Below are 22,526 nucleotides of genomic sequence, written 5' to 3'. Positions count from 1 at the left end.
TCCGGCCGGGTTTTTTATTGCCCGCCGTTGTTGCCTGATGCTGCCGTCACCTCTTCGAGCGCGGCGACGAACGCGCGCTTGAGCGGGCTGTCGAGGTCGGTCCACGCGAGGCCGATGCCCGTTCGGTGCCCGGCCAGGTCGAGCGGCCGCGCGAGCACGTTCGGCGGCAGCGCGCTGGCGGCTTGCGCCGGAATCAGCCCGATTCCCATCCCCGCCGCGACCAGCGCCAGCATCGTCGTGAATTCTCCGAACTCCTGCGCGATCTCGAGCGTCGTGCCCGCGCGGCTCAGCGCGAGCAGCATGTCGTCGTGAAAGCCCGGCGCATAGCGGCGCGCCAGCACGAACGCGGGCTGGCCGCGCAGCGCGGCCGGCGCGATCGCATCGTGCGCGGCGAGCGGATGGTCGAGCGGCAGCGCGACGACGAAGCCTTCCTCGAGCACCACGCGCGAGTCGATGCCCGCATACGCGGCCGGCAGCCGGATCATCCCGAAATCGATCCGCCGGTCGCGCAGCGCGGCGATCTGGTCGGGCGTCGGCAGGTCCTTCAGTTCGAGCGTGATCAGCGGATAGCGCTCGCGCATCGTGCGCAGCACGGCCGGCAGCAGCACGGGCAGCACCGACGACACGAACGCGATCCGCAGCGTGCCGATCTCGCCGCGGCTCGACAGCCGCGCCGTCTGCTCCGCGCGCGCGGCCTGCTGCAGCGTGGCGCGGGCCTCGGGCAGGAACACGCGCCCCGTATCGCTCAGTTCGACCTTGTGCCGGTCGCGCTCGAACAGGCGCGCGCCGAGCGCTTCCTCGAGCGCCTTGATCTGCATGCTCAGTGCGGGCTGCACGATGAACAGGCGCTGCGCGGCGCGCCCGAAATGCAGTTCTTCGGCGAGCGTGACGAAGGCGCGCAATTGCTTGAGTTCCATGGGCGGCGGGCAGGATCGGGCGGTAATCAAATTTCATGATAACCGGATCAAAAAAGACCATTGGCGCGGCAAGCGGCCGGTAGCCGAAGATACCGTCAACGCGAGACCGGCCGCGATGGGCCGCCGGCTCGACTGGTACGAGGAGACACGCATGACCCACGCGCTTGAACGGTTCCGCCTCGACGGCCGCCGCGCACTGATTACCGGTTCCGGGCGCGGGATCGGGCTGACGCTCGCCCGCGGGCTGGCCGAAGCGGGGGCGGCGATCGTCATCAACGATCGCAATGAGGAGAAGGCCGCGACGCTCGTGCGGCAGCTGCGTGAGGAAGGCCACACGGCCGACTACGCGGTATTCGACGTCGCCGAGCACGCACAGGTGCGCGCGGCGATCGACGAATTCGAGGCGCGCGTCGGCGCGATCGACATCCTCGTGAACAACGCGGGCATCCAGCGCCGCGCGCCGCTCGACGCCTTCGAGCCCGACGACTGGCATGCGCTGATGCGCGTGAACCTCGACGGCGTGTTCAACGTCGCGCAGGCCGTCGCGCGGCACATGATCGCGCGCGGCCACGGGAAGATCATCAACATCTGCTCGGTGCAGAGCGAGCTCGCGCGGCCGACGATCGCGCCGTACGCGGCGACCAAGGGCGCGGTGCGGATGCTGACGAAAGGGATGTGTGCCGACTGGGCACGCCACGGCATCCAGGCGAACGGCCTCGCGCCCGGCTATTTCGAAACCGAACTCAACCGCGCACTGGTCGACGACGCAGCGTTCTCGGACTGGCTGTGCAAGCGCACGCCGGCCGGGCGCTGGGGGCGCGTCGACGAGCTGTGCGGTGCGGCGATCTTCCTCGCATCGGCCGCGTCCGATTTCGTGAACGGCCAGACGCTGTTCGTCGACGGCGGTCTGACCGCCGCCGTTTAGGACAGGGAGGAATGTCATGCGTATGCGTTGCATGTGTGTCGTGATCCACGGGCCGAACGACTTGCGGGTGGAAGAGCAGGACGCGGGCGAGATCGGCCCGGGCCAGGTGCGCGTCGATGTCGCGATGGGCGGCATCTGCGGCTCCGATCTCCATTACTTCCGGCACGGTGGCTTTGGCGCGATCCGGCTGCAGCAGCCGATGGTGCTGGGCCACGAGGTGGCCGGCACGGTCGCGGAAGTGGCGCCGGACGTGACGTCGGTGAAGGTCGGCGATCGCGTCGCGGTCAATCCGAGCCGGCCGTGCGGCGCGTGCCGCTACTGTCTCGAAGGGCTGCCGAACCAGTGTCTCGACATGCGCTTCTACGGCAGCGCGATGCGGATGCCGCACGTGCAGGGCGCGTTCCGCAACGCACTCGTGTGCGATGCGGTGCAATGCGTGAAGGTCGCCGATCATGTGCCGCTGTCGCTCGCGGCGCTCGCCGAACCGTTCGCCGTCGGGCTGCATGCGGTGTCGCGCGCGGGCCCGCTGATCGGCAAGCGCGTGCTCGTGTCGGGCTGCGGGCCGATCGGTGTGCTGGCGGTCGCGGCGGCGCGTGTGCATGGCGCGGCGGAGATCGTCGCGACCGACGTCGTCGAGGCGCCGCTGGCAGTGGCGAGCGCGCTCGGCGCCGACCGCACGATCAATGTGGTGGCCGATGGCGGCTGGGTCGAGCGTTACGGTGCCGACAAGGGCACGTTCGACGTGATGATCGAGTGTTCGGGCAATGCGCGCGCGCTGCGCGACGGGCTGGACGTGATGCGACCGCGCGGGGTCGTCGTGCAGCTCGGGCTCGGCGGTGATGTCAGCCTGCCGCAGAACGTCGTGGTCGCGAAGGAGTTGTCGATCTGCGGGTCGTTCCGTTTTCACGCGGAGTTCGCGCTCGCGGTGCAACTCATCAATGCGGGGCGCGTCGACCTGCGCCCGGCCGTCACGCGCGTGTTCCCGATGCGCGATGCGAACCTCGCGTTCGAACTGGCCGGCGACCGCCAGCGCGCGATGAAGGTGCTGATCGATTTCGCGGACGAGGCTGCGTGACGATCGCGGTCACGCGCTAGCGCGCGACGGGCTCGACCCCATCGAAAAAAAATGGCACGCCCGCGGTTCGCGGGGCGTGCCTTTTCTCATGGCAGCGAGGAAACGACTGACCGCGTTACCGCGTGACCTGCCGCGCGCCGACGCGCTGCGACGCGAGCCACAGCGCGATCAGCACACCGGCAAGCGTCGCGCCCGCGACGCACACGCCGCGCCAGCCGTCGATGCCGTACGTGACGCTCGCCGCGAGCGACCCGAATGCGCCGCCGATGAAGTAGCTCGTCAGGTAGATCGTCGTCACGCGGCTGCGCGCGTTGCCCGCCAGCGCATAGATCACGCTCTGGTTCGAGATGTGCATGCCCTGCACGCCGACGTCGAGCAGCAGGATGCCCGCGATCAGCGCTGCAAGGGCGTGCGCGCCGGTCGCGATCAGCGCGAACGACGCGAGCACGGCCGCCGCGAACAACCCTGTCGCCGCATTGCCGTGCCCGCGATCGACGAGCCGGCCGGCCGACGTCGCCGCGAGCGCGCCCACCGCGCCGACGACGCCGAACAGGCCGATCTGCCCTTCGGAATAGCTGTACGGCGGCTGGCTCAACAGGAACGTGAGGCCCGTCCACAGCAGGCTGAAGCACGCGAACACGAGCGCGCCGTAGGTGGAGCGCAGTGCGATCAGCGGTTGCGCGCGCACCAGCGCGACGAGCGACCTCATCAGCGCCGCATAGTCGAGGCGCGCCTCGCGGCGATCCTTCGGCAGCTTCATGGCGAGCACGACGGTCAGCGCCGCCACCATCACCGCCGCGACGCCGTACACCGCACGCCAGCCGAACCCGTCGGCGATCGCGCCGGCCGCCACGCGCGCGAGCAGGATGCCGAGCAGCAGCCCGCTCATCACGGTGCCGACCGCGCGGCCGCGCGAGCGCGCATCGGCGAGCGATGCGGCGAACGGCACGAGCAGCTGCGTCGAACAGGTGACGAAGCCGACCGCGACGTTCGCGACGACGAACATCGTGAAGTTCGTGCTGAACGTGACCGCGACCAGCGCGACGACGTTGAGCATCAGCAGCCGCACGATCAGCGTATGACGGTTGACCGCGTCGCCGAGCGGGACGATCAGCAGCAGGCTCGCCGCATAGCCGAGCTGCGTCAGCGTGACGAGATAGCCGAGCTCCGCCGGCGCGCGCCCGAAGCTGCGCGCGATCGCGGCGAGCAGCGGCTGCGCGTAGTAGATGTTGCCGATGACGATGCCGCATGCGCAGGCGAACAGCAGCGTCATGCCGCGGGTGAGGGGAGGATGGGTGTCGTGATGCGGTTCCATGGTCGCGAAAAACAGCGGCGCCGTCCGGCGGCACGGGGCCGCCGGCTGCGCGGGGTGACGGAAATCGGGGCCGGCGTCGACGGATCGGCGGTGAGCCGATGCGCGCCGGGCGGATCGCGGCCGGGCCCGGATCGGGCGGGCGGCGGATCGTCGTGCGGCGGGCGGAGGCAGGGCGGGCCTGGGCGAGCCGTTCCGGTGCGGTGACAGCGGCGATGCACGGGAACGGATGTGCGTATGATGCGGGAGGCGAACCATAGCGTCCAAGACTGGATCGTTATGGTCTCCATAGGTCAAACCAATACGTCGGCCGCCATGCTACTCCGCCACATCCGCTATTTCCTGGCCGTCGCCGAGCAGCGCAGTTTCACGCGCGCGGCCGACGCGCTGCACGTCTCGCAGCCGACGCTGTCGCAGCAGGTGCGCCAGCTCGAGGAAACGCTCGGCGTGCAGTTGTTCGACCGCTCGGGCCGCACGGTGCAGCTCACGGAATTCGGCGAGGTCTATGCGCGCCATGCGCGCGCCGCGCTGCACGAGCTCGATACGGGGCGGCGCGCGCTGCACGACGTCGCCGATCTCGGCAGCGGATCGCTGCGGCTCGCGATGATGCCGACCTTCGCGGCCTACCTGAGCGGCTCGCTGATCGATGCGTTCCAGACCGACTATCCGAACGTCACGCTGACGATCGATGCGATGCCGCAGGAACGCATCGAGGCGCTGCTCGCCGACGATCGGCTCGACGCGGGCTTCGCGTTCATGCCGCCGCGCGCGCCGGACATCGACGCGCTGCCGCTGTGGGACGAGCCGCTCGCGCTCGTGACGGGCCGCACGCATCGTCTCGCGCGGCGCCGCCGCGCACTGACGCCGGCCGAGCTCGGCGGCGAGCCGCTGGTGCTGCTGAGCCGCGCGTTCGCGACGCGCGAGCGCATCGACCGGTATTTCATCGAGCACGGCGCGCAGCCGAAGATCGCGATCGAGACGAATACGATCAGCGCGGTGCTGGAGCTCGTGCGGTGCGGCCGGCTCGCGACGGTGCTGCCCGACGCGGTCGCGCGCGCGAGCGCCGACCTGTGCGCGCTGGAGATCGATCCGCCGCTGCCCGCGCGCACGGCCGCGCTGCTGACACGCAAGGGCGCGTACCGCAGCGTCGCGGCGCGCGCGTTCATCGAGCGTGCGCTTGCGTATCGTGGTCCGTCGGGAGCTTGACGGGGACGACCGGCCGGCGCGCGGCGGGCAGCCGCTCGACCGCCCGGCCGCCCGGCCGCATTACGTGCGCGGCGTCGGGAAGAAGATGCCCGCGCGCTGCGCGGCGTTCGCGATGTGCGTTTCGATCGCCGTGCCGGCGGCGGCCGCATCGCGCGCGATCAGCGCGTCGACGATCGCGCGGTGCTCCTGCCACGTCGACAGCAGCAGCTCGCGCCGGTAGAACGGCATGCGCTGGCTTTCCTTCATGATGTCCGCGCTGCTGCGCAGTATCGATTCGATCGCGGCGTTGCCGGCGAGATGGATGATCCGCATGTGGAAGTCGAAGTCGAGCTGCGACGCCTCGTCGAGCGCGCTTTCGGTGAGCGCGACGTGCAGGTCGGCGAGGTTGCCCTCGAACCACGCGATGTCGTCGTCGCTGACGACGTGCGCGGCCATCCGCGCGGCGAACCCTTCGAGCGCATAGCGCATCTGGTACGTGTCGGGCGGCGACGACTGCTCGGCGAACTGCCATGCGCGCGCGGCCGTGGCCTGCGCGCTTTCGACATACACGCCCTTGCCGGCGCGGATGCGCAGCATCCCGAGCGCCTCGAGCGTCGAGAGCGCCTCGCGCAGCGATGCGCGGCTGATCTCCAGCTCCTCGGAGAGCTGGCGCTGGGCCGGCAGCAGGCTGCCGACCGGATAAACGCCTGCCTCGATCCGGTCGCGGATCGTCGCGATGGCGGCGTCGGTCACGGTATGCGGAACGTTTTTCATGATGTGAACTTTGGCCGGTCTGACCAGCATTGTAATCCGCACGGAGGCGGTGCATGGCCGGCCTACGGGAAAGCCACGATCTGCCCCTGTCCGGTGCATCGAAACCCGGCGCGGCAGGGGCGGGAAATCCCTATTTTGTCCGTCCTTGACGCCACTATATCGGCTTCCTACTATCCCCCATAACATCACTGGTCATACCAGTATGAACAGACGAAACTGCAACCGTTGGATCGGGAGAGCGCCGTGTCGAAATTCCTCAATTCGCTGTTTGGCCGGGTAGTCGTCGCACTTGTCCTAGGGATCGCGCTGGGCGCGTTCTTCCCGCATTTCGCCGAGTCGCTGCGACCGCTCGGCGACGGCTTCCTGAAGCTCATCAAGATGGTGATCGGCCCGATCGTGTTCTGCGTCGTGGTCAGCGGGATGGCCAACGCGGGCGACCTGAAGAAGGTCGGCCGGGTAGGCCTGAAGGCCGTCATCTACTTCGAGATCATGACGACGCTCGCGCTCGGCATCGGGCTCGTGCTGGCGTGGCTCACGCGTCCGGGCGTCGGGATGAACATCGACCTGCGTTCGCTCGATGCGTCGTCGCTCGCGTCCTACGCGAAGAACGCCGAAAGCCTGAAGGACACGGCCGGCTACCTGATGAAGATCATCCCCGAGACCGCGATCGACGCGTTCGCAAAGGGCGACATCCTGCAGATCCTCGTGTTCGCGGTGCTGTTCGGCTCCGCGCTGTCGCTGCTCGGCGACAAGGCGCAGCGCGTCAACTCGCTGATCGAGGAGCTGTCGCACGTGTTCTTCCGGATCATCGGCTTCATCATCAAGCTCGCGCCGCTCGGCGTGCTCGGCGCGATCGCGTTCACGACCGGCAAGTACGGCGTCGCGTCGCTCAAGCAGCTCGGCTACCTGGTAGCGGTGTTCTACCTGAGCTGCTTCGTGTTCGTCACGGTCGTGCTCGGCATCGTGATGCGGCTCGCGGGCTTCTCGGTGTTCAAGCTGATCCGCTACCTGCGCGAGGAACTGTCGATCGTGCTCGGCACGGCGTCATCGGATGCGGTGCTGCCGCAGGTGATGCGCAAGCTCGAATACATGGGCGTCAAGGATTCGACGGTCGGCCTCGTGATCCCGACCGGCTATTCGTTCAACCTCGACGGCTTCTCGATCTACCTGACGCTCGCCGTGCTGTTCATCGCGCAGGCCACCAACACGCCGCTGTCGACGCATGACCTGATCGTCGTGCTGCTCGTGTCGCTCGTCACGTCGAAGGGCGCGCACGGGATCCCGGGCTCGGCGATCGTGATCCTCGCGGCGACCCTGTCGGCGATTCCCGCGATTCCGGTGCTGGGCCTCGTGCTGATCCTGCCGGTCGACTGGTTCGTCGGCATCGCCCGCGCGCTGACCAACCTGATCGGCAACTGCGTCGCGACGGTGGTCGTCGCGGTGTGGGAGAACGACATCGATCGTGCCCGCGCGAACCGCGTGCTGAACCGCGAGTTGCGCTACGTGCCGGCCGAAGAGGAGGACCGCGCGGCGCCGGTCGCCGGCGACCAGGCTCACGCGCTCTGAGCGCAACCGCGCGGGGCGGCTTCCCCTGGTCGTCCCGCGCAACCGGAATTCATGCGGCCGGCGCCTCGATGCGCCGGCACGTCAACAAACATCAGGAGACGACATGGCAGCCCCCATCCTCGATCCGAATGCGCCGGCCTTCACGCGGCGTTACATGAACCTCGCCGATCCGCGCCTCGGGGCGCAGGCGCTCTTTGCCAGCGATGAATTCTTCGCGCCGAAAGAGCGCATGCTGAATCCCGAGCCGGCCGTGTTCGTTCCCGGCAAGTACGACGACCACGGCAAGTGGATGGACGGCTGGGAAACCCGCCGCAAGCGCACGACCGGCCATGACTTCTGCGTGGTGCGGCTCGCGCGGCCGGGCGTGATCTACGGCGTCGACCTCGATACGAGCCACTTCACCGGTAACTTCCCGCCGGCCGCGTCGATCGACGCGTGCGTCGCCGAAGGCGACACGCCGCCCGACGACGCCGAATGGCGCCCGATCGTCCCGGCAACGACGCTGCAGGGCAATTCGCATCACTACGTGAGCGTCGACGATGCACGGCCCTATACGCACTTGCGCGTGAACTTGTACCCGGACGGCGGCCTCGCGCGGCTGCGCGTGTACGGCTTGCCGCAGCGCGACTGGCGCCAGGTGCCGGCCGGCGAGCTCGTCGATCTCGCGGCAATCGAGAACGGCGGCTACCTGGTGGCCGCGAACAACCAGCACTTCGGCCCGGCGTCGCAGATGCTGATGCCGGGGCGCGGCGTGAACATGGGCGACGGCTGGGAAACGCGGCGTCGCCGCGAGCCCGGCAACGACTGGGCGATCATCGCGCTCGCGCGGCCGGGCATCATCCGGCGCGTCGAGGTCGATACCGCGTTCTTCAAGGGCAATTTCCCCGACCGCTGCTCGCTGCAGGCCGCGCGGGTCGTGGGCGGCACCGACGATTCGCTCGTCACGCAGGCGATGTTCTGGGCCGAACTGCTCGGCGAGCAAAAGCTGCAGATGGATCACGTCCACACGTTCGACCAGCTTGCCGCGCTCGGCCCCGTCACGCACGTGCGTTTCAACATCTTCCCGGACGGCGGCGTGTCGCGCCTGCGTCTGTGGGGCGAGCCGGCTTGAGGGAGGGAAACGGCATGAGCGAATCCCGCATCCTGCGTGTCGAGCGCCTGACGCGCGAAGCGTTCGCGCCGTTCGGCGACGTGATCGCGCTCGAAGGCGCGCGCCATTTCCCGATCAACGGCGGCACGACCGAGCGCTTCCACGATCTCGCGACGATCGACGTGTGCGCGGACGGCGGTCGCCCGCTCGTCAGCGTGTTCCGCGCGCAGCCGCGCGCGCTGCCGGTCGCGCTCACGCTGATGGAGCGCCATCCGCACGGCAGCCAGGCGTTCATTCCGCTCGCGGCCGTGTCGCGCTACGCGATCGTCGTCGCGCCGGCCGGCGAGTTCCGGCCCGACGCGATGCGCGCGTTCCTCGCGCAAGGCTGGCAGGGCGTGAATTATGCGAAGGGCGTCTGGCACCATCCGCTGCTTGCGCTCGATGCGGTCAGCGATTTCGTGATCGTCGATCGCGGCGGCACGCAACCGAATTGCGACGAGATCCCGCTCGAGCGCGCCTGGGCGCTCGAGTTCGAGCCGGCCTGCGCGGCCTGACGCAAGTGCGACGCCGGGCTCCGGCTGCCTGACGGCGGCCCGGGCGGACGTGTCGAAGGGCTTTCGAAAGCCTGGGCACACGACTCACGCGGCGGCGCGCCGCCGCTATCCCGAAAAGAACACGGCCCGGGCGGCGAGATGCCGGCCGGGCCGTGCTGCGTGCGCGGCGCGCGCGAATCAGTGCTTGCGGTGCGGGCAGTTCTCGGTCGTGCAGGAACCGTACATCGCGAGCGAGTGCTCCTGAAGCCGGAAGCCGCGCTCCTTCGCGATCGCCTGCTGGCGGCCTTCGATCTCGGCGTCGAAGAATTCCTCGACGCGGCCGCAATCGAGGCACACGAGGTGGTCGTGGTGCGAGCCTTCGTTCAGTTCGAACACGGCCTTGCCGGATTCGAAGTTGCTGCGCGAGAGCAGGCCTGCCTGCTCGAACTGCGTCAGCACGCGGTAGACGGTGGCCAGCCCGATGTCGAGCTGCTCGTTGAGCAGGTTCCGGTAGACGTCTTCTGCCGTCAGGTGGCGCACCGGGCTTTGCTGGAAGATCTCGAGAATCTTGAGGCGCGGTAGGGTGGCCTTTAGCCCGATATTCTTGAGATCCGTCGGATTGGTCATGGCTAGGCATCCCTAGAGTACAATGCAGGGCTTCAATGTTACCGGCTTTTCGCCGTTCCAGAAACACGCGCGGCCTGCGACGCGGGCCTGCACGGTGAGGGAAATGATTCCAGAATCTCTTTCGCACTTTCAGAGGAGCCGCATGCGGAGTGTCATCATCGCTGCCGCCGCCGTTGCCGCGCTGGCTGGTTGTTCGTCGTACGACAGCGTGACGCAGCGCATCGCGCAGAGCATCACCCCCTACCGGATCACCGTCGTGCAAGGCAACTTCGTGTCGCAGGAGAAGGCCTCGCAGCTGCAGGTCGGCATGTCGCGCGAGCAGGTGCGCGCGCTGCTCGGCACCCCGCTGCTGGCCGACATGTTCCACGCCGACCGCTGGGATTACCTCTTCTACTTCAAGCGTGGCTCGACGGCAGTCGTCCAGCAGCGCGATCTCGTCGTGACGTTCGCGGGCGATCGCCTGGCGGGCTGGACGGGGGCGGACAACCTGCCTTCGGAGCTCGACCTGCTGGCCGATATCGACGGCGACCGCGGCGGCAAGAAGGCGAAGGCGGCCGCAGCGGCGAAGAAGGCCGCCGAGGCTGCCGCAGCCGCGAGCGCCGCGCAAGCGGCGGCGAGCGCGCCGGCGCCGGAGGCTGTCGCGCCGGTGTCCGGGGCGGTGCTCGACCAGGATGCGAACGCGCAGGCCGCCCGTGCGGCGAACCGCGCGACCAACCAGGTGTCGGGTCAGGGCTCGAACGCGCGCCGCTTCGCGCCGGCCGCGCAGGCTGCCGGCGGTGCGCCGGTGCCGGGCGGCCAGCCGCCGGGCGCGGTGCCGGCGATCCAGCCGCAGTTCCAGTTCCATCGTCCGCCGCCGCCGAACGCGTCGAACGAGGCGTCGCCGCCGGTCGGCCCGCAAGGCTCGGATACGCTGCAGAACCAGCCGATCACCGCGCCGGCGCAGTAAGTCCGCGTGCGGAAACAGGGCGGCATGCGCCGCCCGCCTTTAGACCTGTCGTGTAGAAAGCCATGAAGATTGCGATTGCCGGGGCATCGGGCCGAATGGGCCGGATGCTGATCGAAGCCGTTCTCAACGATTCCGACGCGCAGCTCGTCGGCGCGCTCGACCGTGCCGATTCGCCGTTCCTCGGCCAGGACGCCGGCGCGTTCCTCGGCAAGGACACCGGCGTCAAGCTGACCGCCGACCTCGACGCGGTGTTCGCGCAGGCCGACTACCTGATCGATTTCACGCGTCCGGAAGGCACGATGGCCCATATCGAGGCCGCGCTGCGCCACGACGTGAAGCTCGTGATCGGCACGACCGGCTTCACCGCCGAGCAGAAGGCCGAACTGCAGGCCGCGGCGGGCAAGATCGGCATCGTGTTCGCGGCGAACATGAGCGTCGGCGTGAACGTCACGCTGAAGCTGCTCGAATTCGCGGCGAAGCATTTCTCGCACGGCTACGACATCGAGATCATCGAGGCGCATCACCGTCACAAGGTCGATGCACCGTCGGGCACCGCGCTGATGATGGGTGAGGCCGTCGCCGGCGCGCTCGGGCGCTCGCTCGACGATTGCGCGGTGTACGGCCGCCACGGCGTGACGGGCGAGCGCGATCCGTCATCGATCGGCTTCGCTGCGGTGCGCGGCGGCGACATCGTCGGCGATCACACCGTGCTGTTCGCCGGGATCGGCGAGCGCATCGAGATCACGCACAAGTCGTCGAGCCGCGTGTCGTACGCGCAGGGCGCGCTGCGCGCGGTCCGCTTCCTGTCGGCGCGCGGCGCCGGCCTGTTCGACATGCAGGACGTGCTCGGCCTGCGCTGACACCACGGGGAAACTCCGATGGCGATACCCACCGGCGTTGTCCACTACCTCGAAAGCGGCGATGCGATCACGCATGCCGTCGCCTATGTGTTGCTGGCGATGTCCATCGCCAGCTGGTGCTTCCTCCTCATGAAAGCCTGGCTCCTGATCCGCGCGAAGCGGCAGGGGCCGCGCGCGCTCGCCGCGTTCTGGCGCGCGCCGTCGCTCGACGCGGGCATTGCCGCGCTCGCCGGCGCCGATCGCGAGCGTGTGTTCGTGCCGCTCGCCGAAGCCGCGCGCGATGCGGCCGACGATCACGACCCGGCCGCGCTGGCCGCGCGTGTCGAACGCGGCGAACGCGTGCTGCGCGCGTTGCGGCACGCGATGCTGCGCTCGCAGCGGCGCCTCGAATTCGGCCAGGTGCTGCTCGCGTCGATCGGCAGCACCGCGCCGTTCGTCGGGCTGCTCGGCACCGTGTGGGGCATCTACCACGCGCTCGGCAGCATCGCCGCGAGCGGGCAGGCGCAGATCGAGAACGTCGCGGGGCCGGTCGGCGAGGCGCTGATCATGACCGCGTTCGGGCTCGTCGTCGCGATTCCCGCGGTGCTGGCCTACAACATCCTCGGGCGTCTCGTGCGGCAACTCGCCGAGGAACTCGACGGCTTCGCGCGCGACTTGCACGTATTCGTGTGCGCGCAGGAAGCCTGACGCGCGCATTCCGGAGGAGCGACCATGGCATTCGGCGGACTCGAGCACCACAAGACGTCCGCGCCGATGGCGGAGATCAACATGACCCCGCTGATCGACGTGATGCTGGTGCTGCTCGTCATCTTCATCATCACCGCGCCGCTGATGACGCACGCGATCCGGCTCGACCTGCCGAAGGTCGCGGCCAGCGTCGCGCGCGACACGCCGCAATCCGTCACGTTGTCGATCGACGACGCGGGCAAGCTGTACTGGGACGACGCGCCCGTGGCGCTCGATGCGCTGCCGGCGCGCTTCCGGGCCGCCGCCGCGGGCGGCGCGCCGCCCGAGCTGCGGCTGCGCGCGTCGCGTGCGACCCGCTACGACGTGATCGCGCAGGTGATGGGCGCCGCGCAGGCCGCCGGCCTCACGCGGATCGGCTTCGTGACCGACGTGCCGCCGCAGGCGGGCGGTTCCGCGGCGGCGCCTGCCGTGCCGGCCAACCGCTGAGCGGATCCGGCGGCCCGCCGCTGCCGCGGGATCGGGCCAGACGCCGCAAGACCGGTCGAATGGGCCGGCGCGGGCGGTATAATCAACGTTTTTCCCGGTTGGCAGGCTTGTTTCAGGTAACCCGGAATTTTCCAGGCTACCCGGGCATGCTGCGGGTTACCCCGAAAATGCCCGGAAACCGCGAACAGGTCCGGCAACAGCGAACCTGCAGGTCCGCCGGGCAAGCACGATTTTCGATCCACTCCTGCGCGCGCCGTCGCGCCGCTTAAAGCCTAGTCCGAACCACACCATGCACGAGAGATACGTACCCGCCGACGTCGAAGCCGCCGCCCAGGGCGACTGGCGCGCAGCCGATGCCTACAAGACGAAGGAAGATTCGCAGAAGCCCAAGTTCTACTGCGTGTCGATGCTGCCGTACCCGTCCGGCAAGCTGCACATGGGTCACGTGCGCAATTACACGATCAACGACGTGATGTACCGCTATCTGCGGATGAACGGCTACAACACGTTGATGCCGATGGGCTGGGACGCGTTCGGGATGCCGGCCGAGAACGCCGCGATGGCGAACGGCGTGCCGCCCGCGAAGTGGACCTACGACAACATCGACTACATGAAGGGCCAGATGCAGTCGATGGGCCTCGCGATCGACTGGTCGCGCGAAATCGCGACGTGCAAGCCCGACTACTACAAGTGGAACCAGTGGCTGTTCCTGAAGATGCTCGAGAAGGGCATCGCGTACAAGAAGACGGGCACCGTGAACTGGGACCCGGTCGACCAGACCGTGCTCGCGAACGAGCAGGTGATCGACGGCCGCGGCTGGCGTTCGGGCGCACTCGTCGAGAAGCGCGAGATCCCGATGTACTACCTGCGCATCACGCAGTACGCGGATGAGCTGCTGAACGACCTCGACGGCCTCGGCTGGCCCGAGCGCGTGAAGATCATGCAGCAGAACTGGATCGGCAAGAGCTTCGGCGTGAACTTCGGCTTCCCGTACGAACTCGACGGCGAGAAGAAGCTGCTGCGCGTGTTCACGACGCGCGCCGACACGATCATGGGCGTCACCTTCTGCGCGATCGCGGCCGAGCATCCGCTGGCCACGCGTCTTGCGCAGGACAAGCCGGAACTGCTCGCCTTCATCGACGAATGCAAGCGCGGCGGCGTCGCCGAAGCCGACGTTGCGACGATGGAGAAGAAGGGCGTCGCGACGGGCTTCTCGGTCACGCATCCGCTGACGGGCGAGCCGGTCGAGGTGTGGATCGGCAACTATGTGCTGATGAGCTATGGCGAAGGCGCGGTGATGGGCGTGCCGGGCCACGACGAGCGCGATTTCGCGTTCGCGAAGAAATACGACCTGCCGATCAAGCAGGTGATCGCGGCCGAAGGCCAGCAGTACTCGCTCGACGCATGGCAGGAGTGGTACGGCGACAAGGAAGTCGCCGTCTGCGTGAACAGCGGCAAGTACGACGGCCTGCGCTATGCGGAAGCCGTCGACGCGGTCGCGGCCGACCTGAACGCCGGCGGCTTCGGCGACAAGCAGGTCACGTGGCGCCTGCGCGACTGGGGCGTATCGCGCCAGCGCTACTGGGGCACGCCGATCCCGATCATCCACTGCCCGTCGTGCGGCGACGTGCCGGTGCCGGAGAAGGATCTGCCTGTCGTGCTGCCGGAAGACCTCGTGCCGGACGGCTCGGGCAACCCGCTCGCGAAGTCGGAAGCGTTCCTGAACTGCACGTGCCCGAAGTGCGGCGCGGCCGCGAAGCGCGAAACCGACACGATGGACACCTTCGTCGATTCGTCGTGGTACTTCTCGCGCTACACGGCGCCGGATGCCGAGACGATGGTCGACGCGCGCACCGATTACTGGATGCCGATGGATCAGTACATCGGCGGCATCGAGCACGCGATCCTGCACCTGCTGTATTCGCGCTTCTGGACCAAGGTGATGCGCGACCTCGGCCTCGTGAAGTTCGGTGAGCCGGCGAAGAACCTGCTCACGCAGGGCATGGTGCTGAACGAGACGTTCTACCGTGAAGACGCCTCCGGCAAGAAGACCTGGTACAACCCGGCCGACGTGACGGTCACGCACGACGACAAGGGCCGCCCGGTCGGCGCGACGCTGAACACGGACGGCCAGCCGGTCGTGCTCGGCGGCATCGAGAAGATGTCGAAGTCGAAGAACAACGGTGTCGATCCGCAGGTGCTGATCGACCAGTACGGCGCCGATACCGCGCGCCTGTTCACGATGTTCGCCGCGCCGCCCGAGCAGCAACTCGAGTGGTCGGGTGCGGGCGTCGAGGGCGCGAGCCGCTTCCTGCGCCGCGTGTGGAGCTTCGGCGCGGCGAACCGCGAAGCGCTCGCCGCGCGCGCGGGCTTCGACGCGGCCGCGCTCGGCGAAGCCGACAAGGCGCTGCGCCGCGAGATCTACAGCGTGCTGAAGCAGGCCGATTTCGACTACCAGCGCTTGCAGTACAACACGGTCGTGTCGGCTGCGATGAAGATGCTGAACGCGATCGACGGCGCGAAGGGTGCGACGCCCGGCGTGCTGCGCGAAACGTACGGCGTGCTGCTGCGCGTGCTGTACCCGGTCGTGCCGCACGTCACGTTCGAGCTGTGGAAGGCGCTTGGCTACGCGGACGAATTCGGGCCGCTGCTCGACGCACCGTGGCCGAAGGTCGACGAGGCTGCGCTCGAGCAGGCCGAGATCGAACTCGTGCTGCAGGTGAACGGCAAGGTGCGCGGCGCGCTGAAGGTGGCGAAGGACGCGAGCCGCGAGGCGATCGAAGCCGCGGCAGTGGCCGACGACGCGTTCGCGAAGTTCAGCGATGGCAAGCCGGCGAAGAAGATCGTCGTCGTGCCGGGCCGCCTCGTGAACATCGTCGTCTGACGGCCGCTGGCCGTCGGACGTACCCAGAAGGAGCGAAGGTGATCCGCAGATCGTTTTTGATGCTCGCAGTCGGCAGCGCGGTTGCGCTGTCGGCATGCGGCTTCCAGTTGCGCGGCCAGCAGGACTACGCGTTCAAGCACCTGCTGATCGCCGGCGCGCCGGCGCCGGTCGAGGCGCGCCTCGTGCGCCTCGTCGAGGCCGGCAGCGACACGAAGATCGTCAAGTCGGCGGACGACGCCGATGCCGTGCTGCGTATGTGGGAGTCGCGTGGCCAGAACACGCTGACGCTCAACAAGTACGGCTCGGCGCAGGAATACGCGCTGTTCTACACGCTGAACTACACGTTGACGAGCAAGGACGGCACCGTGCTGATCCCGCCGAGCGCGATCGCGCTGAACCGCGCGATGACGTACAGCGATCAGTACACGAACGCGAAGGCGCAGGAAGCCGACATTCTGTACGGCGACATGCAGAACGATGCGGTCGACCAGCTGATGCGGCGTCTCGCGATCGTCCATTCGTTGACGCCGGCGCCGGAAGACGTGGTACCGGGCGTCGCACCGCGCGCGCCGTTGCCGCCGCCGCCGCTCTGATCGACGGCGCACGTATCGATGCAACTGCGACTTGATGCACTGGAGCCGCACCTCGCGAAGGGGTTGGCCGGGCTCTATACCGTCTACGGCGACGAGCCGCTGCTCGCGCAGGAAGCGTGCGACCGCATTCGTGCGGCCGCGCGCGCGGCCGGTTTCACCGAGCGTTCGGTGCATACGGTCGAGCGCGGCTTCGACTGGAGCGTGCTGCTCGGCGCAACCCAGGCGATGTCGCTGTTCGGCGAGCGCCAGCTGATCGAGCTGCGCATTCCGTCGGGCAAGCCCGGCAAGGAAGGCGCTGATGCGCTGAAGACGCTCGCGGCCACGCCGAACCCCGACGCGCTGATGCTCGTCACGTTGCCGCGCCTCGACGCGGCCACGCAAAAATCCGCATGGTTCACCGCGCTGCAGAACGGCGGTGTCGCGCTGAAGATCGATCCGGTCGACCGCGCGCAGCTGCCGAACTGGATCGGCCAGCGCCTCGCGATGCAGGGCCAGCGCGCCGCGCCTGGCGAGGACGGGCGGCGCGCGCTGCAGTTCATCGCCGAGCGCGTCGAAGGCAACCTGCTTGCCGCACATCAGGAAATCCAGAAGCTCGGGCTGCTGTATCCGCAGGGGGCGCTGTCGTTCGAGCAGGTGCACGACGCGGTGCTGAACGTCGCGCGCTACGACGTGTTCAAGCTGAACGAAGCCATGCTCGCCGGCGACGCCGCGCGGCTCGCGCGGATGATCGACGGGTTGAAGGGCGAAGGCGAGGCGATCGTGCTCGTGATGTGGGCCGTCGTCGAGGAATTGCGCACGCTGCTGCGGATCAAGCGCGGCACGACGGCCGGCAAGCCGCTGGCGACGCTGCTGCGCGAGAACCGCGTGTGGGGGCCGCGCGAGCGGCTGATCGGCCCCGCGCTGAATCGCGTGTCCGAAGCCGTGCTCGAGAAGGCGCTGGCGTTTGCCGCGAAGCTCGACCGTCAGGTCAAGGGGCTCACGGCCGTCGCGCCGGGCCGCCGCACGCAGGATGAACCGCCGCCCGATCCGTGGGACGGGCTGTTCCAGCTCGCGATGACGGTGGCCGGTGCCCGCGGCGAGCGACCGCCGACCGCGGGGCGCGTGCGACGCTAAGTCCCGTTCGGGCCTTCAGCGCGCGCTGCGCAACCCGCTTACAATGTTTCGATAGCTGGCGCGGCTCTCCGGCCGCCGCCGCTCACGCTTCCCCACGAATTCATGCCGCCCAGCGCGGCGCGCTTCTCGAGTCACACGATGGATATCGATCAGTACATGACCGACCTGGGCCGTCGCGCCCGGCACGCTTCCCGCGCAATGGCGCGCGCCAGCACGGCCGCGAAGAACGCGGCGCTCGACGCCGTGGCGCGCGCGATCGAACGCGACGCGCAGGTGCTGAAGGACGCGAATGCCCGCGATGTCGCCCGGGCCCGTGAAAAGGGGCTTGATGCGGCGTTCGTCGATCGCCTGACGCTGTCGGACAAGGCGCTGAAGACGATGGTCGAGGGCTTGCGCCAGGTGGCGTCGCTGGCCGATCCGATCGGCGAGATCGGCAACCTCAAGTACCGCCCGAGCGGCATCCAGGTCGGCCAGATGCGCGTGCCGCTCGGCGTGATCGGCATCATCTACGAATCGCGCCCGAACGTCACGATCGACGCGGCTGCGCTGTGCCTGAAGTCGGGCAATGCGACGATCCTGCGCGGCGGCTCCGAAGCGCTCGAATCGAACGCGGCGCTCGCGAAGCTGATCGGCGAAGGGCTCGAGGCAGCCGGCCTGCCGCAGGACGCGGTGCAGGTCGTCGCGACGGCCGATCGCGCGGCGGTCGGCAAGCTGATCACGATGACCGAATACGTCGACGTGATCGTGCCGCGCGGCGGCAAGAGCCTGATCGAGCGCCTGATCAACGAGGCGCGCGTGCCGATGATCAAGCACCTCGACGGCATCTGCCACGTGTACGTCGACGAACGCGCCGATCTCGACAAGGCGCTGACCGTCTGCGACAACGCGAAGACGCACCGCTACGGCACCTGCAACACGATGGAGACGCTGCTCGTTTCGAGCGGTATCGCGGCGACGCTGCTGCCGCCGCTCGGCAAGCTGTATCGCGACAAGCAGGTGGAACTGCGCGTCGATGCGGCCGCGCGCGCGGTGCTCGCCGATGCGGGTGTCGGCCCGCTCGTCGATGCCACCGAGGAAGACTGGCACACCGAATATCTCGCTCCGGTGCTCGCGATCAAGGTGGTCGACGGCCTCGACGCCGCGATCGAGCACATCAACCATTACGGCTCGCACCACACGGACGCGATCGTCACCGAGGATCACGACCGCGCGATGCGGTTCCTGCGCGAGGTCGATTCGGCGAGCGTGATGGTCAACGCGTCGACGCGCTTCGCGGACGGCTTCGAATTCGGCCTCGGCGCGGAAATCGGCATCTCGAACGACAAGCTGCACGCACGTGGCCCCGTCGGCCTGGAAGGGCTGACGTCGCTGAAGTACGTCGTGCTCGGACACGGCGAAGGCCGCCAGTAAACAGCGAGGCACACAACCGATGGCGATGCTCTGGGTCAAGACGTTCCATATCGTTCTGATCGCCGCGTGGTTTGCAGGGTTGTTCTACTTGCCGCGCATCTACGTGAACCTGGCCATGGAAACCGATCCGGCCGCCGTGCGGCGCCTGCTGCTGATGGCACGCAAGCTGTTCCGCTTCATGACGATGATCGCGGTGCCGGCGCTGGCCTGCGGGCTGTGGCTCTGGCTCGCGATCGGCATCGGGCAGGGGCAGGGCTGGATTCATGCGAAGGTGACGGTCGTGCTGCTGCTCATCATCTATCACGCGTATTGCGGGCACTTGCTGCGGGTGTTCGAGCGCGGTGAGAACCGCCGCACCGACAAGTGGTATCGCGTGTTCAACGAGCTGCCGGTGCTTGGCATGCTCGCGGCGGTCGCGCTGGTCGTGATCAAGCCGTTCTGAGCGGTTTGGCCGGGGAGGTTGCCGGCACAGCCCGATGTGCAACGGCGCCCCGAGGGGCGCCGTTTGTCGTTTACGCGCGGACGGCAGCAGTGCCGGCTCAATCCTTCGCGCCGTCGTCGATCCGGCGGCGCGTGATCGCCTCCTTCGCGCGGCCGACCCGTTCCATCAGCGCCGGGCCGCGCGACAGCGCGACGCCGACCGCGAGGATGTCGCCGATCGCGAGATGCGACATCCGCGACGTCATCGGCGAGAACACGTCCGTTTCCTCCGCAACGTTCGACGCGAGACTCACCGTCGCGAGCTTCGCGAGCGGCGAGTGGCTCTGCGTAATTGCGACGACCTTCGCGCCGCACGCGAGCGCGGAGCGTGCGGCGTCGACGATGTCGCGCGTGCGGCCGGTGTTCGAGATCGCGACGACGACGTCGTGCGGCCCGAGCAGCGCCGACGACATCGAGAACGTGTGCGGATCGGAATACGCGACGCTCGGCACGCCGAGCCGGAAGAACTTGTGCTGGATGTCCTGCGCGGCGATGCCCGAGCCGCCGGCGCCGTAGAACTCGATCCGCGATGCGTTCGACAGCAGTGCGATCGCATCGGCAACGCTGCCCGCAGACAGGCTGTTGCGCACCTCGATCAGCGCCCCGATCGTGCGGTCGAACACCTTGCCGATGATGCCGGGCGCCGGTTCGTCGGGCTCGACGTCGCGATAGACCGACGACACGCCCGGCGCGACGCTCTGCGCGAGCCGGATCTTGAACTCGCGAAAGCCGCTGCAGCCGAGCGCCTGGCAGAAGCGGGCGATCGTCGGCTGGCTGACGCCCGCGCGCGTCGACAGCTCGGTCATCGCGAGGTCGAGCACCTCGCGCGGCGCGGCGAGGATGTAGTCGGCGAGCTTGCGCTCGGACGGGCGCAACTCGGCGCGGATTGCTTCAATGCGGGGCAGCATGGGGCGGCAGGCAGAAATCGGGTTCGAATGAGCGAGTGTATCGCAATCGAATTGTAGAAAATCTACATAAAAATACTAGCGCTATTACAGTGCTTCCGGCGCCGAGATGGCGAGGGTAATTAGGGTTTTCACTAATTAAAGCCTTGCTGGTGGCGGGAGTGAGGATTGCGTGCGAATCGATCCGCATTGCATGCTTGTAGTTTTTCTACTAGACTGGCTTCGTTCTGTCGACGTGTTCGACCGTCCCCACGATTCCAACCGCCGGTGTCGGCCGGCATACAGGAGCGCCCAGCATGACGTCGCTGCACCCCACTCTGGCGAAGGTCACCGAACGCGTGATCGCCCGCAGCCAATCGACCCGTTCCGCCTATCTGCAGCGCATCGACGGCGCGCAGGGCAAGTTCCCGGCGCGCGGCGCGCTGTCGTGCGCGAACCTCGCGCACGGCTTCGCGGGCCTCGAAGGCAACGACAAGTTCGCGATCAAGGCGATCCGCGAGCCGAACATCGGCATCGTGTCCTCGTACAACGAGATGCTGTCCGCGCACGCGCCGTACAAGGATTTCCCCGACATCATCAAGGCGGCCGCGCGCGAGAACGGCGGTGTCGCGCAGTTCGCGGGCGGCGTACCGGCGATGTGCGACGGCGTCACGCAGGGCAACCCGGGGATGGAGCTGTCGCTGTTCTCGCGCGAGGCGATCGCGATGGGCACGGCAATCGCGCTCACGCACAACATGTTCGACGCGGCGCTCTGCCTGGGCATCTGCGACAAGATCGTGCCGGGCCTGCTGATCGGCGCGCTGCAGTTCGGCCATCTGCCGACGATCTTCGTGCCGGCCGGCCCGATGACGAGCGGCCTGTCGAACGACGACAAGGCGAAGATCCGCCAGCAGTTCGCGACCGGCCAGGTCGGCCGCGATGCGCTGCTCGAAGCCGAATCGGCCGCGTATCACGGCCACGGTACATGCACGTTCTACGGCACCGCGAACAGTAACCAGATGCTGATGGAGCTGATGGGGCTGCATCTGCCGGGTTCGGCGTTCGTCCACCCGCACACGCCGCTGCGCACCGCGCTGACGGCCGAGGCTGCGCGTCGCGTACTCGACCTGACCGTCGAGCGCGGCCATTACACGCCGATCGGCCATGTGATCGACGAGAAGGCGATCGTCAACGGGATCGTCGCGCTGCTCGCGACGGGCGGCTCGACCAACCACACGCTGCACCTCGTCGCGATCGCGCGCGCGGCCGGCATCCTGATCGACTGGAACGATTTCGACGAACTGTCGGCCGTCGTGCCGCTGCTCGCGAAGATCTACCCGAACGGCAAGGCCGACGTGAACCACTTCCACGCGGCGGGCGGCGTCGCGTTCCTGGTGCGCAACTTGCTCGAAGGCGGACTGCTGCACGAGGACGTGACGACGGTGGCCGGCAAGGGACTGTCGCACTACACGAAGGAGCCGAAGCTGATCGACGGCAAGCTGACGTGGGTCGACGGCGCGGCCGAGAGCCACGACACGAAGGTGCTGCGCGGCATTGGCGACCCGTTCCAGCCGGACGGCGGCCTGCGCCTGATGCAGGGCCGGCTCGGCCGCGGCGTGATCAAGATTTCGGCGGTCGCGCCCGAGCACCGCAAGGTGATCGCCCCCGCGATCGTGTTCGATTCGCAGGAAGCCGTGCAGGAAGCATTCGATCGCGGCGAGCTGAAGCGCGATTTCGTCGCGGTGGTGCGCTTCCAGGGCGCGCGCGCGAACGGGATGCCCGAGCTGCACCGTTTGACGCCGCTGCTCGGCGTGCTGCAGGATCAGGGCTTCCATGTCGCGCTCGTCACCGACGGCCGCATGTCGGGCGCGTCGGGCAAGGTGCCGGCCGTGATCCACGTGTCGCCGGAGGCGCTGCTGGCCGGCCCGCTCGGCAAGGTGAAGACGGGCGATACGCTCGTGATCGACGCGGAAGCCGGCGTGCTCGACATCGAGGTCGACGCCGCCGAGTGGCAGGCGCGCCCGGTCGCGCAGCCGCTGCACCAGGCCGAGAACGAGGTCGGTTTCGGGCGTGAACTGTTCGGCGTGTTCCGCGCGGCCGCCGCGCCGGCCGAGCAGGGCGCATCGGTTTTCGGCGCGCTGGTCGGCGAAACGGCCGCCCACGTCGCCGCATGAATTTC

General features: G+C 68.3%; 21 protein-coding genes. 16 read left to right on the top strand and 5 right to left on the bottom strand.

Translation table 11 applies throughout. The features are described 5' to 3' along the window. Positions 1-14: 14 nt before the first annotated feature. A complete protein-coding gene (locus HWX39_RS30385; RefSeq protein WP_175971365.1) occupies positions 15-917 on the bottom strand; it encodes a LysR substrate-binding domain-containing protein in 903 nt (300 codons plus the stop codon). A 151-nt stretch (positions 918-1,068) separates the two neighbouring features. Here HWX39_RS30385 and HWX39_RS30380 point away from each other — a divergent pair, with 151 nt between their 5' ends. Beyond that, on the top strand, positions 1,069-1,842 hold the full coding sequence (locus tag HWX39_RS30380) for an SDR family NAD(P)-dependent oxidoreductase (protein WP_175971364.1): 774 nt from the start codon (positions 1,069-1,071) through the stop codon (positions 1,840-1,842). A 16-nt stretch (positions 1,843-1,858) separates the two neighbouring features. After that, positions 1,859-2,917 carry an L-idonate 5-dehydrogenase gene (locus HWX39_RS30375; protein ID WP_175971363.1) on the top strand — a complete coding sequence of 353 codons (1,059 nt, stop codon included), beginning with the start codon at positions 1,859-1,861 and terminating at the stop codon, positions 2,915-2,917. A 115-nt stretch (positions 2,918-3,032) separates the two neighbouring features. Here HWX39_RS30375 and HWX39_RS30370 read toward each other — a convergent pair whose 3' ends face one another. After that, the gene (locus tag HWX39_RS30370; RefSeq protein ID WP_175971362.1) at positions 3,033-4,232 is read right to left on the bottom strand and encodes an MFS transporter; all 1,200 of its coding nucleotides are present in this window, start codon (positions 4,230-4,232) and stop codon (positions 3,033-3,035) included. Positions 4,233-4,544: 312 nt separating this feature from the next. Between HWX39_RS30370 and cynR the strand changes: the two genes are divergently transcribed. Beyond that, on the top strand, positions 4,545-5,435 hold the full coding sequence (cynR, locus tag HWX39_RS30365; protein WP_175971361.1) for a transcriptional regulator CynR: 891 nt from the start codon (positions 4,545-4,547) through the stop codon (positions 5,433-5,435). Between the two features lie 60 nt (positions 5,436-5,495). Here cynR and HWX39_RS30360 read toward each other — a convergent pair whose 3' ends face one another. Next, a complete protein-coding gene (locus tag HWX39_RS30360) occupies positions 5,496-6,218 on the bottom strand; it encodes an FCD domain-containing protein (protein WP_175971360.1) in 723 nt (240 codons plus the stop codon). A gap of 213 nt (positions 6,219-6,431) precedes the next feature. Between HWX39_RS30360 and HWX39_RS30355 the strand changes: the two genes are divergently transcribed. The 3 genes from HWX39_RS30355 (at position 6,432) to HWX39_RS30345 (ending at position 9,398) form a co-directional block, all read left to right on the top strand. Continuing rightward, a complete protein-coding gene (locus tag HWX39_RS30355; protein WP_175971359.1) occupies positions 6,432-7,754 on the top strand; it encodes a C4-dicarboxylate transporter DctA in 1,323 nt (440 codons plus the stop codon). A gap of 103 nt (positions 7,755-7,857) precedes the next feature. Then, positions 7,858-8,865: an allantoicase gene (alc, locus tag HWX39_RS30350; RefSeq protein ID WP_175971358.1), complete on the top strand. Its 1,008-nt coding sequence runs from the start codon at positions 7,858-7,860 to the stop codon at positions 8,863-8,865. A 14-nt stretch (positions 8,866-8,879) separates the two neighbouring features. Continuing rightward, a complete protein-coding gene (locus HWX39_RS30345) occupies positions 8,880-9,398 on the top strand; it encodes an ureidoglycolate lyase (protein WP_175971357.1) in 519 nt (172 codons plus the stop codon). A 177-nt stretch (positions 9,399-9,575) separates the two neighbouring features. Here HWX39_RS30345 and fur read toward each other — a convergent pair whose 3' ends face one another. Beyond that, a complete protein-coding gene (gene fur, locus HWX39_RS30340) occupies positions 9,576-10,004 on the bottom strand; it encodes a ferric iron uptake transcriptional regulator (protein WP_034182711.1) in 429 nt (142 codons plus the stop codon). Positions 10,005-10,146: 142 nt separating this feature from the next. On the opposite strand from fur, the gene HWX39_RS30335 reads away from it, so the two are divergent. The 9 genes from HWX39_RS30335 to HWX39_RS30295 all read left to right on the top strand — a co-directional run bounded on the left by HWX39_RS30335 (position 10,147) and on the right by HWX39_RS30295 (position 19,425). Continuing rightward, entirely contained in the window at positions 10,147-10,950 is an 804-nt protein-coding gene (locus HWX39_RS30335) for an outer membrane protein assembly factor BamE (protein WP_175971356.1), read from the top strand. Positions 10,951-11,012: 62 nt separating this feature from the next. Further along, a complete protein-coding gene (gene dapB, locus HWX39_RS30330) occupies positions 11,013-11,810 on the top strand; it encodes a 4-hydroxy-tetrahydrodipicolinate reductase (RefSeq protein ID WP_175971355.1) in 798 nt (265 codons plus the stop codon). An 18-nt stretch (positions 11,811-11,828) separates the two neighbouring features. Then, on the top strand, positions 11,829-12,497 hold the full coding sequence (locus tag HWX39_RS30325) for a MotA/TolQ/ExbB proton channel family protein (RefSeq protein WP_175971354.1): 669 nt from the start codon (positions 11,829-11,831) through the stop codon (positions 12,495-12,497). 24 nt (positions 12,498-12,521) lie between these two features. After that, positions 12,522-12,983 carry a biopolymer transporter ExbD gene (locus tag HWX39_RS30320; protein WP_059706681.1) on the top strand — a complete coding sequence of 154 codons (462 nt, stop codon included), beginning with the start codon at positions 12,522-12,524 and terminating at the stop codon, positions 12,981-12,983. Between the two features lie 289 nt (positions 12,984-13,272). Then, positions 13,273-15,867, top strand: coding sequence for a leucine--tRNA ligase (leuS, locus tag HWX39_RS30315; RefSeq protein WP_175971353.1), 2,595 nt, complete (start codon positions 13,273-13,275; stop codon positions 15,865-15,867). Positions 15,868-15,905: 38 nt separating this feature from the next. After that, entirely contained in the window at positions 15,906-16,460 is a 555-nt protein-coding gene (gene lptE / locus HWX39_RS30310) for an LPS assembly lipoprotein LptE (RefSeq protein ID WP_039361502.1), read from the top strand. A gap of 18 nt (positions 16,461-16,478) precedes the next feature. Further along, entirely contained in the window at positions 16,479-17,573 is a 1,095-nt protein-coding gene (holA, locus tag HWX39_RS30305) for a DNA polymerase III subunit delta (RefSeq protein ID WP_069247124.1), read from the top strand. Positions 17,574-17,711: 138 nt separating this feature from the next. Further along, complete coding sequence (locus HWX39_RS30300) at positions 17,712-18,983, top strand: glutamate-5-semialdehyde dehydrogenase (RefSeq protein WP_175971352.1); 1,272 nt, start codon at positions 17,712-17,714, stop codon at positions 18,981-18,983. Positions 18,984-19,002: 19 nt separating this feature from the next. Further along, a complete protein-coding gene (locus tag HWX39_RS30295; protein ID WP_144245423.1) occupies positions 19,003-19,425 on the top strand; it encodes a CopD family protein in 423 nt (140 codons plus the stop codon). A gap of 97 nt (positions 19,426-19,522) precedes the next feature. Here the strand turns inward: HWX39_RS30295 and HWX39_RS30290 are convergent, their stop codons facing one another. Continuing rightward, a complete protein-coding gene (locus tag HWX39_RS30290; protein ID WP_011350936.1) occupies positions 19,523-20,371 on the bottom strand; it encodes a MurR/RpiR family transcriptional regulator in 849 nt (282 codons plus the stop codon). 293 nt (positions 20,372-20,664) lie between these two features. Between HWX39_RS30290 and edd the strand changes: the two genes are divergently transcribed. Beyond that, entirely contained in the window at positions 20,665-22,521 is a 1,857-nt protein-coding gene (gene edd, locus HWX39_RS30285) for a phosphogluconate dehydratase (protein ID WP_175971351.1), read from the top strand. Positions 22,522-22,526 lie beyond the last annotated feature (5 nt).

Source organism: Burkholderia sp. BCC0322, assembly GCF_902833045.1.
In the GTDB taxonomy this organism is placed as follows: domain Bacteria; phylum Pseudomonadota; class Gammaproteobacteria; order Burkholderiales; family Burkholderiaceae; genus Burkholderia.
This window is presented reverse-complemented; position numbering and strand designations above follow the sequence as displayed.